Origin of the sequence: Aerosakkonema sp. BLCC-F183, from assembly GCF_041929145.1 — a bacterium.
GTDB lineage: Bacteria > Cyanobacteriota > Cyanobacteriia > Cyanobacteriales > Aerosakkonemataceae > Aerosakkonema.
Map to the genome: position 1 here is coordinate 35,885 of NZ_JBHFNU010000107.1, position 14,936 is coordinate 50,820.

Below are 14,936 nucleotides of genomic sequence, written 5' to 3' on the forward strand. Positions count from 1 at the left end.
AGAGATTATGATTCCTTCAGGACGAGTCTATTTATTATCGATCTTGGGAATAGCGATCGCCCTATTCCTCTCCTCAGTTTACAGCGTGTCAACTGGTATCCTGGGAACGCTACTATTTGATGTCATTGTACTGGGATTGACGATCGCAGACGGAGTTTCGATGTGGACAAGGCGCGTGGAAATCACCCGTCATCCACTGGGAAGATTATCGATCGGACGCGATAACCCAATTGCGCTATCAGTAAAAACGGGGAAGAGTCCAGCAAAACTGGTAATTCGCGACTATTACCCGATGGAGTTTGGTGTTTCCACCCCATTGCTGCAAATATCCTTACCCAAAAACAGCAGTCAGGAACTCAGCTACACAGTTCATCCGACACACCGAGGCGAGTATTCTTGGGGAGATATTCAAGTTCGACAACTCGGTGTTTTGGGATTAGCTTGGGATGATTGGAAGATTCCCCAAAGTACCAAAGTCGCCGTTTATCCGGATTTGATCGGATTGCGACAATTATCCATTCGCCTGACTCTACAAAACACAGGTACGATGCGCCAAGCGAGACGGATGGGAATTGGTACGGAATTTGCGGAGCTGCGAGAATATCGGATGGGAGATGACCCGCGTTTTGTGGATTGGAAAGCGACAGCGCGGAGATTGGGAGCCACACCAGCAGCATCCCTGCAAGTGCGCGTCCTAGAACCGGAACAAGAGCAAACTTTGATTATTTTACTCGATCGCGGACGTTTGATGACGGCGCGAGTGCAGGGTTTAAAGCGGTTTGATTGGGGATTGAATGCTACCCTATGCTTGGCGTTAGCTGGTTTGAATAGGGGAGATAAAGTGGGTGTAGGTGTGTTCGATCGCGAAGTGACCACCTGGATACCCCCAGAACGCGGTCAACATCAATTATCTAAGTTAGTCGATCGACTCACACCAATTCAACCAGTACTCCTAGAACCCGACTACGTTGGCGCTGTCACAAAACTCGTGAATCAACAAACTCGTCGCGCTTTAGTTGTCCTAATTACAGATATCGTCGATACCACCGCCTCAGCGGAACTGCTGGGTGCATTGGGACGCCTGACACCCCGCTATTTACCTTTTTGCGTTACCTTGCGCGACCCCCTAGTTGACAAGTTGGCGCACACTTCCAACGCCAATATTGAAGGTGCTTACAGCCGTGCTGTCGCCTTAGATTTATTATCCCAGCGTCAGGTTGCCTTTGCACAATTGAAACAAAAAGGCGTTTTGGTACTGGATGCGCCAGCAGATAAAATTAGCGATCTATTAGTAGACCGATATCTGCAACTGAAAGCGCGAAATCAGCTTTAATTAGCTTTCAGCACTTATGAAATATAACCGATTCAGCCATCAAAATTATTTGCGTTTGCTTAGCGTTGGTGATATCATCACTATTGCTATCCAAATCTATCTCAACAAACTAAAGTCTTACTTAAGTTTATCTTTAATAGCTCATATTTGGTTAATCATTCCTGTTTATGGGTGGGCTAAATTTTTAGCTCTTTCAGCGCTGATATCGCGCTTGGCGTTCGGTGAATTGATTGGCGAAACAACAGAAAAGTCTCTCTTGGGTAAACAAAAAATAAATCAACGATTGGGAAAATTTTTGTTTGCTAACTTTTTGCTTATAGCCACCATAATTTTTGTGAGCTTTTGCTTATTTTTGTTAACTATTACAATCTTGGTAATTTTTCTGCAAGCAAGTAGCAGATTATTAGAACCATCAGTTATGGATAGGTTTAATAAAAGCTTAACTTTTGTGGCAATTATAAGTGTATTATTGGTTACATTTGCGATTTTGTTGATTTTTTTATTGCTTATTAGCCTGGTATATGCGCGTTTTTTTATTGTTGACTTGCCCTTGGCAATCGAAGATAATATGAGTCCCTGTAAAGCGCTAAATCGCACTTGGAATCTCACAAATGGGTTTGAATTTAGCGTGCAATGGATACTGGCGATCGCATTCTTAATCACTTTGCCAATCCAAATAATTGACCAAATTGTTATCGAAATTTTTGATTGGTCATTCGCTTATTTTAAATACAATAACTCCTTTTTAGAAACGAGTATTACGATTGGATTGTTGTTCCTAAACAATGCCATAATTATGCCATTTTGGCAAGCAATTAAAGCAGTTTTGTACTACGATATTCGCAATCGCCGAGAAGGTTTGGGTTTGGGATTAAACGATTCAGATTAATTCGATCGCTTGCGGTTAAAATAAATTATCAACAGCGCAAAAAGACCGATACCGACAACGTACTTAAACGGTTCTGGAACAATAGGGCTAGGAGAGAAAAAACCCTCAATTGTACCAGCAACAATCAACATCGGTATAATACCGAATACTAGCTGCGCTGCTTGTCCGCCATAAAATTTGAGCGCATCGCCCCGCTTATATTTACCCGGAAATAAAATAGCTCTGCCAATCAGTAAACCTGCACCCCCAGCCAAAAATATAGCAGGTAATTCTAAAGAACCGTGGGGAAATACAAACGCCCAAAAAGGATAAGCTAAATTATTTTGTCCAACTAGAGTAGCAACAGCACCGATATGCAGTCCATTCATGAATAAAAGATAAACAGTGAATGCACCCGCTGTAATTCCGCCAGCAACAGCAGCAAAAGATACTTTAATATTATTGATCGTGATACTGCTAGAAGCTAAGGGTTCAATTCCCACTATTGACCCCATCCATAATTCATGTTTATCTCGTACCTTTTCAATCAAATATTGGGGTATCATAATAGATAGAAAAACTGGATCTTGCCAGGTAAACCACCAGGCAATTAACCCACCCAGCAGGAAAACAGCGGTAGCAGCGGCGATGTAACCGGATGTTTGCTGCACTGTAGCGGGGAAACCCCATCGATAGAATTCCACCAATGCCTGCCATTCCTGCCGTCGCGAACCCTGGTAAATTAGGTTGTATGCCCTGGATGTGAGAATTTGCAAATCTTGTACTAGGGTATTGCCGACTTGGTGGGTACGCGATCGCGCCAAATCCGCCGACACAGAGCGATATAAACTCGCTAATTCCTTGATTTGCACCGCCTGTAACGACTTTAGTCCTTTTTTCTCCACTTTTTTCAACAAGGCATCGAGACGCTTCCAGTCAGGTTCCCGTCGTGCGATCCATCGTTGAATATTCATAAAATTTCCCCAAGACTATGCCCAGCGTAACTTAAGATAGCCTCAAAACTATACTCTCAAAGCAGAGGAAAATCTATGTCATCAAACTTTAACCCTCCAAATCCCATCCGCCCTCTGAGTGTTGGGAATGTGGTCAGTAGCGCACTTGTGCTGTACCGCTCTCATCTTAAGTTATTTCTGGGTCTGGCTTTCAAATCTATATTGTGGTCGATTATTCCTATCTATGGTTGGGCGAAAGCTGCGACGATCAACGCTCAGATTTCACGTCTGGCATTTTGCGAATTAATCGATAAACCAGAAAGCGCATCCAGTGCGGAAGATCGTGTCACTCCCAAGATGTGGAGCTTTTTACTGGCAGGGATTTTAGTCGGGCTGATAATTTTTGGTGTCAATATGGGGATATCCTTAGTGGCAACCATTATAATTTTTATCCCCGCCACACTAATTCTTGCTAGTTCTAGGGATAGCGCAGCAGGCAGCCCTATTTTTACTTTGCTACAAGTTGTGGTAAATTTGGTTAGTTGGGCGGTACAACTTTGGTTTCAAGCACGCTTTTTGATTCCCGAATTACCCCTAGCAGTAGAAAGTAATGTCGATGCAACGGGAACAGTTAGCCGTAGCAGGGAGTTAACCAAAGGTTCGGGCGTAAGAATTCAATTAATACTACTTGTGGCCTATCTAATTACCGCACCAATCGCACTTATTGCAGCAATTCCTCTGTTTTTTGCCCTCGGTTCTTTGATTTTTCTGGGAGTCCAAAGCAGCAGTGCATCTGCGTCTCCTGAAGCAGGCTTAGTATTAATCGGTTCGATCTTGGCATTTATAGTTCTATTGATAGTTGCTGGAGTATTAACAATCCCCTTCTGGCAAACCATCAAAGCCGTAATCTACTACGACCTGCGGAGTCGTCGCGAGGGGATGGATTTACAAATACGCGATCGCAATGTTGAAATGTAAATTTATTGAGCGAGTTTTAAGTGATTGGAAACAATTTAAACTTGCCTAATAACTTAAAACTCAAAACTCAAAACTCAAAACTTCCTATCGGTCATGCGCTTTTTTAATCGAATCACACTGCAAACACCAGAAAGTGTAGAACTGGAATTCACTTTAGCCGGAATTGGCAATCGTGCTTTTGCCCTCTTGCTTGACTATATTGTCTTATTCTTAACCTTGTTTTTGTTCTGGATTACCTGGATTGCATTTGCCATACAGGTAGTAGAAGCGTTCAGAAATATACAGAAACTGGGAATCTGGCTGCTTGCGATCGCATTCCTGCTCAACTTCATTATTTACGTAGGTTACTTCGTATTTTTCGAGGTATTTTGGCAGGGACAAACACCCGGAAAACGCTACGCCAAAATTCGCGTAATTCGGGACGACGGTCGTCGAGTCGGTATCCAACAAGCTACATTGAGAGCGTTATTGCGATCGATAGATGATACCTTATTTATAGGAGCCTTTTTAATCATTTTGGGAAAACGAGAAAAGCGACTGGGAGACATGGTAGCCGGAACGCTGGTCATTCAAGAAGAATATCTGGTCGCCACAATAAACTTTCCCATTTCCGAACAAGCTCAACAGCTATCCAAACAACTACCGCGAATGGCAAATATCTCCCAGTTATTACCCGATGACTTTGCCACCATTCGCGAGTATTTGCAGCGGCGTAGCGCAATGACAGCCAATGCAAGAGCAGATTTGAGCTTACAAATGGCTCGTCAAGTGAGAAACGTAATTGAGTTAGAAAACTTGCCGGAAGGATTGACAGCAGATGTATTTTTAGAAGCGGTGTATCTCGCTTACCAGCAGCAATCATCTTCTTATTAAATTTATACCTTACCCATGAAAGTTTCTATCCTAAATATTCCAGTTTTTGTGATTTTAACAAAAACTTATCTAATCGTAGGGTGGGTTAGGCACGGGCGATAATTTCAACACTTTCGATCGATAATTTAGTTCCCGTGCCGTCACCCACCATCACAATCAACTGTAACATTAACGCACATTTTTACCCATAAATCCGAAAGAGCCGACATTAAAATGATTAATTGAGGCTTTTAAGTAAGGTGGGCAATGACCACCCTACTGTTAATGACCCAACAGTTTATCGCGCAAATGCTTGATGCGATCGCGCAACCTAATTAGTATTATTATCATCGAAGTTTAAATTCTGTTTCGGAAGTTCTGAGGATTGCTCGTTTGTTTGCCTCAGATCGATTTCAATTGTTATTTTATCTTTCTCGATTTTTATATTAGCAATTTTTCCTAAAATATCAACAGGTATGGAATTATTCAATTGTTGAGGATACAAATTACATTTATAACCAGCTTCCTCAAGCCATTCGCAAATATTTCGCCAGTTCTCCACTTTTTCATTACATTTACCTAAAAGATTTTTAACATAAGGATACAAAGTAGTACATACTTCGCTTTCAACACCCTTAATACTTTTATGAAGTATTTGAGCTATTTCAGCGGGACTGTAACCGCAAAGCAAGCCCCGCAAATGTAGCTTCTCAACGGGTGTCAGACGCTTTCCCTTAGCCGAAGCTAAGTCTGTATACAGCGTTTCCAAGTCCCAGTGGTTAGCCGCTTCGGTAAATTGTTCGTTGGTAGATGGCATAGCAAGGGTTCTTCATAAAATTTTTCCTAGCCAGATCCTAGCTTAAATAGCAGTCTTGGCTTAGTAAAGGCTGAGCTTGAGCTAGCTTATTATCAAAGAAAAGCAAGGTTATGAAAGTTACAACGCAGCGATGTGCAGTTCAACAGGTAGTGAGGGCAAACGTTCAAGCTGATAATGACTGGCAATGCTTACCGGCAATTCTTCAATAGCTAGGAGCCTTTCAAAAAGACTATGGCAAAAGGAGATAAATATTTATCCTACTTTGATGGGCCTCACGGTCGCATCAGGGATATAAGAGTAGAAAACTTAAAAGATGGAAGTCAGCTACTGATTCCCTTTTATAACGATTCAGACCCGCAAAAGAGGAAATTACATCATCATCTATATTTTGATAGCAAAACAGACAATGCAATTGGAATAGCCTATATTACTCAAGATAGGCAAGGAAAGTGGCGTAAGGAGTACTGGATTGACGAAGGCTATGGTTGGAAGGGTGGAGATAGAAAACATAGTGATTCCTATGATTCATTAGAAGAACTGTATGCAGCTTTCAAAGCAAAACGCGAAATTAGAAAAGCTAGAGAGTTCGCACAATACTTAGCTGTCAGATTAGCAATTACTTTTGACGAAGTGATTGATAGCTTAGCTCAAGATACTGAAAGTAGTAGTTCTTCTTGTTTTATTGCCACAGCAGCTTACTCAACTTCCACACATCCTGACTTAGACACATTCAGAGAATTTCGAGACCGCAAATTGTTAAGCAATCGTTTTGGTAAACAACTGGTGATATTCTATTACAAAGTTAGCCCTACGATAGCTACATATATTAGCAACAAGCCAGCGCTCAAAGTATTTATCCGTCATTATTTGGAGCATCTAGCTAGGCGGATGCGAAGCTGATTAATGATTGGTATTGTCCATCGTGAGTATATCCAATAATGCCACGAAACTATCTGTTCGTTTTAGTTTAGGAAAGATTGGTACTGCTATGCCATACACTCAATCGCTCAGTAGCGAAAATCCAGGTTACATTCTACTTTTGCTCGACCAATCCGGTTCTATGTCATCTGCCTTTGGCGGTTCGTCAGGAGGAACTAAAGCACAAGAATGCGCCAAAGCTGTCAATAATGTGTTGCGGGAAATAGGTCTAACTTGCACCGCAGGTTCTGTTATCAAGAACAGATGCGATATTTCAGTTTTGAGTTACGGTGCGTCTGGAAATGCAGCAACAAACGCTTTTTCCGGTAACTTGGCTTCTAAACAAATTGTGACGATGCAAGAGTTAGCACAAAACTGCCTCCGAGTCGATACCGTAAAGAGGAAAATATCTGATGGTGCTGGTGGATTGGTGGAAGTTGACGATCAATTTCCTATTTGGATCGAGCCAATTGCCAGTGGTGGAACACCAATGGCAGCGGCTTTTGAGATGGCTTATAATTTAGTTGATAACTGGACAAAAAACCATCAGGAAAGTTTTCCACCGATTGTAATTAACATCACTGATGGTGCGCCTGATAGTCAACCAGATGCCCAAAATGCTGCTTCAAAACTGTCTAAATTAGGAACGAGTGATGGCACTACTTTAATTATAAATATTCACATTTCGGAAGGCAGAGCCGCCAGAGTAGAACTACCGTCTTCGCATAGTGAACTACCACAGGGAGAAGGTAATGCTAAGTTCTTGTTTGACATCTCTAGCGAGTTACCGCCTGTGATGCTGGAACGTGCAGCGACCTGCACAAGAAGAATGGAGAAAGTTTTGGCTTGCAGAAATACAAAAGAAAAACGCTCCCTGGAACGTTAAAGCAATCAGAAAAGAAAATTATGGCTCGGCTACTTTTGTAGGTATAAAATTTCGACCGCTAAGTGAAACTGGGGAAAAAATCTGGGAAGCCATAGCAGTTGGGGATAGTTGCTTATTTCATATCAAAACCAGAGTGAATAAGTTTATAGCGTTTCCTATTAATAAATCCGAAAATTTTAAAACAGTAACAGACTGCTTTCATAGTGTACCTGAACAAAAGTCTTCCCCGCCAAAGTACCAGCATGGTTCTTACGAAGAAGGTGACGTATTTTTACTAGCTACTGATGCGTTAGCAGAATGGGTTCTCAAAGACTTGGAAAGTAAAAGCGACAGATGGACAAAGCTGATTTCTATTTCAACGCTAGAGGAATTTAAAAATTTTATTGAACAGCTAAGAGGAGACAGACTAATTAAAAATGATGACACAACAATTTGCCGAATCAAAATTGCTGAAATTCCACAAAACAAAGTAGGTTCTTCAGAATCTGCAAGCACAGATGTTAATGTAGAAACTATGCAATCTAATTCTCAATCATCTCCAAGTCGTCATAAAGTTACGCTGAAAGAGAATTTAAATATAAGTAAACGTATATGGACTGGTATTCAGATTACAGTATTACTTGGAATAATAAATTTACTGGTTAATATTTTTTATCTGGTTATCGAACCTTATTATAAAAATTCAGATACTAGCAGACCTACATCTCAAGCTTCTGATGTTTCTATTAGCAAACTACCAACTTCTAATAAGAGTAACACAGCTACTACCCCAGCAGTACCTATTTACTCCGCTGACAGCAATCAGCCTATAGGTTATTTGCTGAAAAAACCATCAGGTTCAGAAAGTTTGCAATTGTTGGTTCTCACACCGCGATCGTACATTAATACTCAAGATAAAAAATTAAATATTTCTGCAAAACAACCAGTTCCAATCTTCATGTATAAACCTCAACTACAAGAACTTTTGCCACAAGATTTTTTGGGTTACTTGCTACCCGGAAACTACTTAGCCTTAGAGACTAAAGAGTCAAGTACATTCAAGGATGGTCAATGGGTAAAAATTCAGGTTAAGTTAGCAAAATGAGGTAATACTTTGAACGCAACTCACACTCTCTATCCCACCATAAGTAAATACTACAGTTCTATTCGCCATCCTCAAATTGCATTCAAAAACATCGACCCTTTATTAGCTTCTGGTAAACCTGTAGAAATACAAAACACTCAAGGTATCAAAAATTTATGGACTGCCGCAGGTGGTTTTGCCTGTGTTTTTAAATATCAAACTTTTAATCCCAATAAGCTGTGGGCTGTCAGATGTTTTCTGCAAAGCACATCCAGCGTTGCCAGTCATTATAGCAAAGTTTCAAACCGTCTCAAAAATGTTTCTTGTTCCTCTTACTTTGTTGAATGTGACTTTCAAGCCCAAGGAATTAGAGTTGATGGTAACCTGTACCCAATTGTCAAAATGGAATGGGCTGAGGGGAAGGATTTAAGAACTTTTATTCGAGATAATCTTAATAATAAGAGTAAACTAGATTTATTAGCTCAAGCCTGGGTTAATTTATCCAAAGATTTGGTTCAGGCTGGTATAGCTCATGGCGATTTACAACATGGCAACATATTAGTTAATGACAGTAGCGGTGTTAATTTAAAATTGATTGACTACGATAGCATTTACTTTTCCGTAGATGGTAACAGTGTTGATGACGAAATTAAAGGTATACCTGATTATCAGCATCCCTTGAGATCTGCACTAGCAAAGCAATGTATTGAAATAGACTTTTTTCCTCAACTGGTTATTTATCTCTCGATGCTAGCAATTGCTGAAAAACCCCAGCTATGGAATGCTTACAACCTAGACAATACAGAACGATTGTTATTTTCTGCTGTCGATTTTAAGAATCCCGACACAGCGCAAGTTTTTAATACCTTTTCTCAGCTATCTTCAAACATTTCACGTATTGCTGATGAGCTTAAAAAACTTTGTAAGCTAACAGACTTCAGCAAAATACCTTCTCTGGATGCTGTATTAACACCCCCAGTCACAATTTGGAATCCCGGAGGTACAACCACAACTACCAGCCAACCCCAAAATCCTTCACCTCAAACATGGAATCCCGGAGGTACAAACACAACTACCAGTCAACCTCAAAATCCTCCACCTCAAACATGGAATCCTACAGGTGGAACTACAACTACCAGTCAACCCCAAAATCCTTCACCTCAGACTTGGAATCCTACAGGTGGAACTACAAGCACCAATCAACCTCAAAATCCTCCACCTCAAATATGGAAACCTGGAGGTTCTACCTCAAGTACAAGTCAACTTATGAGTGGTTCACCAACTTCACTGACTAAAAAAACTCAGAAAGCTAGTTCTCCTTTTTGGGTAAAAGCGATTGCTGTAGTTTCTACAGTTGTTGCAACTGGTCTTGGCGGATTCTCTTACTACCAGTATCAGCAAATAAACCAAGTTAGGAAGAAAATTGAACGAATTATAATTGAGAAAAATTTGCTAGTTCCAAGGAGAGATAAGCCATCTTTGTCTATTTATATACAAGATTTGCTTAATGTCATCAAAGGAGAGGATTCATTGCTATACCTCGATGTGGAGAAGGTAATCGATCGACTAAAAGATAATGAAAACTCGATTAAGACAAATATTGCTCAACTACAAGGTAGAATTAAAGAACTTGAAACTAAAAATATCTCTTTGAGTAATCAAAATGATAAGTTGCAAACCAGAATTAATGAATTTACGAAATCTACTTATGTAAACTTTTGCAATAAAACGGCAAAAAAAACAATAGCTGCTGCCTTTGTATTCTGGGATGGTGAAGGATTACGTTCCAAAGGCTGGTGGATAGTTGAACCTGATAAATGTACGGAAGTTATTGTTGGGACAAGCTATCGTGGCAATGTATATATTCATGGGACATACAATAGAGGAGAGCGCAGTTGGGGAGCAGGATATTCACCATTTTGTGTAGACATTATTAATGCTTTTGATATTCCGAATAGCGACAAATATAGTTGTAGTGGAAATAGCCAAAGAAGTGTAACGATGAGTAAGTTTTCTGTTTCTCCAGGAACAAATACTTGGAGTTTTAATGATTAGCACATACCAACTATCACCTTTTTCACAAAACTCATCACAACTTCCCAGCCTTATGTCACAATACATAAACGATTTTCTAGGTATGTTGTTGTGATGCTATATTAGACATCTCCAAAAATTCTTGTGGGGTAGGCATCCTGCCTGCCTTTTGAGATTCTTTTTTGGAGAGGTCTATCGAATCTAGCGCTAAAGCGCAACAACATACCTTTTTTAATGTCCCAACAGTTTATCGCGCAAATGCTTGATGCGATCGCGCAATTTCGCCGCCTCCTCAAACTCCAACTTTTTCGCTGCTTCCTTCATCTGCGCTTCCAACTGAGAAATCAACTCCGGAACTTCATCTAAAGTCAGTTCATCCGCCTGTTCGTAAGCTTTCTCCAACTCCTGCGAATTCAGGCGTCGCGAAACTTCCAGAAAATCCAAAATCGAATTTCTGGACTTTTTCACAATTGGCTGAGGTGTAATCCCGTGCATTCGGTTGTATGCTATTTGGATGTTGCGCCGACGTTCCGTTTCATCAATCGCTTTAATCATACTATCTGTCAGATTATCCGCATACAAAATAGCTTGTCCTTGAACGTGACGCGCCGCACGACCGATCGTTTGAATTAAAGAACGTTCCGCACGCAAAAATCCTTCTTTATCTGCATCCAAAATTGCCACCAAAGAAACCTCTGGTAAATCCAAACCTTCTCGCAACAAATTCACCCCAATCAGCACATCAAAACTGCCCGATCGCAAATCTTGCAAAATCTCAATCCGCTCGATCGATTGAATTTCCGAATGCAAATATCTTACCCGAATACCTCGGTCTTGCAAATACTCCGTCAAATCCTCCGCCATCCGCTTCGTTAAAGTTGTAATCAGCACCCGTTCTTGTCGCTTTACCCTATCTTTAATTTCGCCCAACAAATCATCAACTTGTCCCTCTGTCGGACGCACAAAAATTTCTGGATCTACCACACCAGTCGGTCGAATCACTTGTTCTACAACTCGATCTTCTGATATTTCTATTTCCCAATTTCCCGGTGTAGCCGAAACGAATATGCACTGATTCACCTTTGTCCAGAATTCCTCTGATTTCAAAGGACGATTATCTGCGGCGCTGGGAAGACGAAATCCATGCTCGATCAGCACTTTTTTGCGAGCTTGGTCGCCATTATACATCCCTCGGATTTGCGGAACAGTAACGTGAGATTCATCAATCACCAAAAGCCAATCTTTCGGGAAATAATCAATCAAACATTCTGGCGGTTCTCCCGCACGACGACCTGCTAAATGACGAGAATAATTTTCTACACCATTGCAGTAACCGACTTCCCGCAACATTTCCAAATCGTACCGCGTGCGCTGATCTAACCTTTGCGCTTCCAGCAGTTTACCATCTTTTTGTAATTCTGCCAAGCGCTCTTTGAGTTCCTGCTGAATATCATTGCAAGCAGCTTCCAATTTTTCGTCTGGCGTGACAAAGTGACGCGCTGGATAAATATTGATCGCATCCAAACTCTGAATAATTTCTCCCGTTACCGGGTCAACGTAGCGAATGGCATCAATTTCATCTCCAAAGAATTCTACGCGGACAATTCTATCTTCGTAAGCGGGGCCAATTTCCAACACATCGCCGCGCAAGCGAAACTTTCCTCGACCAATTTCTGTATTGTTGCGGTTGTACTGAACAGTTGCTAAATCGCGCAATATCTGTCGCTGATTGACTTCTTTTCCCACTTGCAAAGGAATCGCCGCTTTCAGATATTCCGAGGGAATACCCAATCCGTAAATGCAGCTAATCGAAGCGACTACAATTACATCACGCCGTTCAAATAGCGATCGAGTCGCCGAGTGTCGCAGCATATCAATTTCATCGTTAATTGCTGCTGTTTTTTCGATGTAAGTATCGGTGACTGGCAGATATGCTTCCGGTTGATAGTAATCGTAATAACTGACAAAGTATTCAACGGCATTATTGGGAAAAAACTCCCGCAACTCGTTACATAACTGCGCGGCTAAAGTTTTGTTGTGTGCCAAAACTAATGTAGGTTTGCCCACTTTTTCAATTACAGCACCAACGGTAAATGTTTTTCCCGTTCCCGTTGCACCTAGCAGAGTTTGGCAGCGATGACCTGCTTGGATATGTTCGACCAGACGATCGATCGCTTGCGGTTGGTCGCCCGTCGGCTTAAACGGCGCTTGCAGACTAAATTGCCCCATAACCATTCTTCAACGATACCTTAATTATGATAACGACATCTAGAATTAGCGGTTTGATTGCCAACTTCACAAATATTTTTTGTGATTCTAAAATCAACTCGTTCCAATCAAGTTTTACATTGCTTTTGAAAATAGAACCTACTTTTATATAATAACATTTATTCCCCTATTTTACCATCCAATCTGTCTTGGAGCATAGGCCGCTGGGCTCAAGCCACAAGCCCAACAATGTACCTTGTGGGAGAAGCTTAAAGGCAAAAATTGTTAATAAAGTGAATATGTATTGAACAGAACAGTTTACCTTTACAGTTGACTGTTGAAAACCGCATAAAAAGGAGAAAGAAAATGAACTTAGAAGAAAGAGCCAAAGCAACCGCTAAAAACATTGAAGGCAAAGCTCAAGAAGCATTGGGAAACGTCACTGGCGATCCAGAAGATCGGGCTGAAGGAAAAATGAAACAAGCGGAATCAGAAGCGCGGCACACCAAAGAAGATATCAAAGACAAAGCTAAGGAAATAGTCGATCGCGCCTAAACCTTTGTCAGGGCCAAGGTCTAGGTAGCTCAACAGTTATCTAGACCTTTGGAAAAGATTTAACCCATTGTACTGATAAAGAGATAATCGGTTAACCAACCATCTGTCGTGTTGGAGGAAATTGAGGTGAGTTTTATACAGCAAAGTCGCAAAATTTTGACAGCCTTAGTTCTAGTTTTAGTCTTGACAGTAACTACTGCTTGTGGTGGAGTTTCTCAAGCTACTCAAAGACCGCAACTGCCTGTCGCCAGTAGCCAAACTTATACTCAACTAGAACGCGGTAGTACCTCGGCAGGTCAGAAGTTTGGCGATTGGGTAGTTCAAACAGCTAAGGGAATAATCCAGGACGCTTACGTGCGCGATAACAACAAATTGGGTGTTGTGATTTCGCAGCAAGTAAAGCCGAATGAAGTACAAAATTTAGCGCGATCGCTCCTGCAAGGTTTTCATAAAAACTTCCCCAATCAAGATGTGTCTGTTCTGATGTACGCGCCTGATAAAAAACTGATTTTGACGGCTCGATACGATGACCAATCGAAACAGATTCAGTATCAATAACTTTGACAGCAAGTACAATTTTTAGGAAACAGGAGATAAGGAAATGCCTAGCAGCGAAGAATACAGACGGCAAATCATGAACGATTTGGCTAGTGGTAAGGTTGAATCCATGAATGACGTGCAAGTTGACCCCTCCAGAGAATACGATAACTTTGATGATTTTGCACAGCGTTCTACCGTAGACGAACGTCGTCAAATGTTCGGTCGCAACCTGCATCCCGATCGCATTCCTCCCAGCGAAATGGAACCGGAACTCAAAAGCGCGATCGCCAAGATTCAGCCAAACGAACGCGATGACGTTGCGCGTGAATTCTTGAAGCGCTTGAAGGAACGCGGATCGAACGATCGCCAGCTAGAGCAGCAGTTGGGACTCTCTACCCACCACGCCAGCCGTATGAGCGCCGACGATGTAAGCAAATTGGCTTCCTATACCTATCACTCTCACCCAGACATTTTCCAAGACGTTCTGGCTGAAAAACCCGCCATCATGAAGTTTCTCAGCAATCCGCTCGTTGCAGCTGTTGTCGGTATCATGGCTGCCAAGTGGCTCAGCGGTCGTCGATCGTAAAAATTATTATTCCCATTGCAAGTTTGTGACAAAGGGATCGATCTGGTACTGCCCAGATCGTTTTTTTCTTTTTTGCGCCCGCAAACACATCCCATTCCGTCATATAATGCAATATAAGTTAATATAAATTAATATATATATTTTTGGTTATATTTGGATGTTAAAGATATCTATACCTATATAATATTTTTTAACAAAATCGGTGTAAGTCCCCACCGATACGAATGTTAAGTGGGGATATAAGCCGGACGACGAAGAAAGCATCTCCGACCAAAATCAACCATTAGGTTGATGGGGGAGTGGGGTGCTTGAGGAGTGGTCAAATTGTTGACAAATTACTGCAAA

General features: G+C 41.3%; 14 protein-coding genes. 11 read left to right on the forward strand and 3 right to left on the reverse strand.

Features of this window, described 5'->3' with window-relative positions; translation table 11 throughout:
• Positions 1-7: 7 nt before the first annotated feature.
• Both ACE1CD_RS31515 and ACE1CD_RS31520 read left to right on the forward strand, forming a co-directional pair.
• A complete protein-coding gene (locus ACE1CD_RS31515) occupies positions 8-1,333 on the forward strand; it encodes a DUF58 domain-containing protein (RefSeq protein WP_374791529.1) in 1,326 nt (441 codons plus the stop codon).
• A gap of 16 nt (positions 1,334-1,349) precedes the next feature.
• The gene (locus ACE1CD_RS31520; RefSeq protein ID WP_374827298.1) at positions 1,350-2,222 is read left to right on the forward strand and encodes a hypothetical protein; all 873 of its coding nucleotides are present in this window, start codon (positions 1,350-1,352) and stop codon (positions 2,220-2,222) included.
• On the opposite strand, the gene ACE1CD_RS31525 is transcribed toward ACE1CD_RS31520, so the two are convergent.
• Positions 2,219-3,175, reverse strand: a complete 957-nt coding sequence (locus tag ACE1CD_RS31525) for a stage II sporulation protein M (protein ID WP_374827299.1) — start codon at positions 3,173-3,175, stop codon at positions 2,219-2,221. The genes ACE1CD_RS31520 and ACE1CD_RS31525 overlap by 4 nt on opposite strands.
• A 75-nt stretch (positions 3,176-3,250) precedes the next feature.
• Between ACE1CD_RS31525 and ACE1CD_RS31530 the strand changes: the two genes are divergently transcribed.
• Together ACE1CD_RS31530 and ACE1CD_RS31535 are read left to right on the forward strand one after the other, a co-directional pair.
• On the forward strand, positions 3,251-4,132 hold the full coding sequence (locus ACE1CD_RS31530; RefSeq protein ID WP_374827300.1) for a hypothetical protein: 882 nt from the start codon (positions 3,251-3,253) through the stop codon (positions 4,130-4,132).
• A 93-nt stretch (positions 4,133-4,225) separates the two neighbouring features.
• Entirely contained in the window at positions 4,226-5,005 is a 780-nt protein-coding gene (locus ACE1CD_RS31535) for an RDD family protein (protein ID WP_374827302.1), read from the forward strand.
• Between the two features lie 310 nt (positions 5,006-5,315).
• Here ACE1CD_RS31535 and ACE1CD_RS31540 read toward each other — a convergent pair whose 3' ends face one another.
• Positions 5,316-5,801, reverse strand: a complete 486-nt coding sequence (locus ACE1CD_RS31540) for a helix-turn-helix transcriptional regulator (protein ID WP_374791520.1) — start codon at positions 5,799-5,801, stop codon at positions 5,316-5,318.
• 231 nt (positions 5,802-6,032) lie between these two features.
• Between ACE1CD_RS31540 and ACE1CD_RS31545 the strand changes: the two genes are divergently transcribed.
• The 4 genes from ACE1CD_RS31545 (at position 6,033) to ACE1CD_RS31560 (ending at position 10,723) form a co-directional block, all read left to right on the forward strand.
• Entirely contained in the window at positions 6,033-6,701 is a 669-nt protein-coding gene (locus ACE1CD_RS31545; RefSeq protein WP_374791518.1) for a CFI-box-CTERM domain-containing protein, read from the forward strand.
• A gap of 88 nt (positions 6,702-6,789) precedes the next feature.
• On the forward strand, positions 6,790-7,605 hold the full coding sequence (locus tag ACE1CD_RS31550) for a VWA domain-containing protein (RefSeq protein WP_374827303.1): 816 nt from the start codon (positions 6,790-6,792) through the stop codon (positions 7,603-7,605).
• Complete coding sequence (locus tag ACE1CD_RS31555; protein WP_374827304.1) at positions 7,526-8,689, forward strand: hypothetical protein; 1,164 nt, start codon at positions 7,526-7,528, stop codon at positions 8,687-8,689. The genes ACE1CD_RS31550 and ACE1CD_RS31555 overlap by 80 nt, the downstream gene beginning before the upstream one ends.
• A 9-nt stretch (positions 8,690-8,698) precedes the next feature.
• The gene (locus ACE1CD_RS31560; protein WP_374827305.1) at positions 8,699-10,723 is read left to right on the forward strand and encodes a DUF1036 domain-containing protein; all 2,025 of its coding nucleotides are present in this window, start codon (positions 8,699-8,701) and stop codon (positions 10,721-10,723) included.
• Positions 10,724-10,933: 210 nt separating this feature from the next.
• Here the strand turns inward: ACE1CD_RS31560 and uvrB are convergent, their stop codons facing one another.
• On the reverse strand, positions 10,934-12,931 hold the full coding sequence (gene uvrB, locus ACE1CD_RS31565) for an excinuclease ABC subunit UvrB (RefSeq protein ID WP_374827306.1): 1,998 nt from the start codon (positions 12,929-12,931) through the stop codon (positions 10,934-10,936).
• A gap of 345 nt (positions 12,932-13,276) precedes the next feature.
• On the opposite strand from uvrB, the gene ACE1CD_RS31570 reads away from it, so the two are divergent.
• The 3 genes from ACE1CD_RS31570 to ACE1CD_RS31580 all read left to right on the forward strand — a co-directional run bounded on the left by ACE1CD_RS31570 (position 13,277) and on the right by ACE1CD_RS31580 (position 14,591).
• The gene (locus ACE1CD_RS31570; protein ID WP_190464141.1) at positions 13,277-13,465 is read left to right on the forward strand and encodes a CsbD family protein; all 189 of its coding nucleotides are present in this window, start codon (positions 13,277-13,279) and stop codon (positions 13,463-13,465) included.
• A gap of 126 nt (positions 13,466-13,591) precedes the next feature.
• Positions 13,592-14,023 (forward strand): hypothetical protein, encoded by a 432-nt coding sequence (locus ACE1CD_RS31575; protein WP_374827307.1) that lies wholly within the window; start codon positions 13,592-13,594, stop codon positions 14,021-14,023.
• Between the two features lie 43 nt (positions 14,024-14,066).
• The gene (locus ACE1CD_RS31580) at positions 14,067-14,591 is read left to right on the forward strand and encodes a hypothetical protein (RefSeq protein WP_374791505.1); all 525 of its coding nucleotides are present in this window, start codon (positions 14,067-14,069) and stop codon (positions 14,589-14,591) included.
• Positions 14,592-14,936 lie beyond the last annotated feature (345 nt).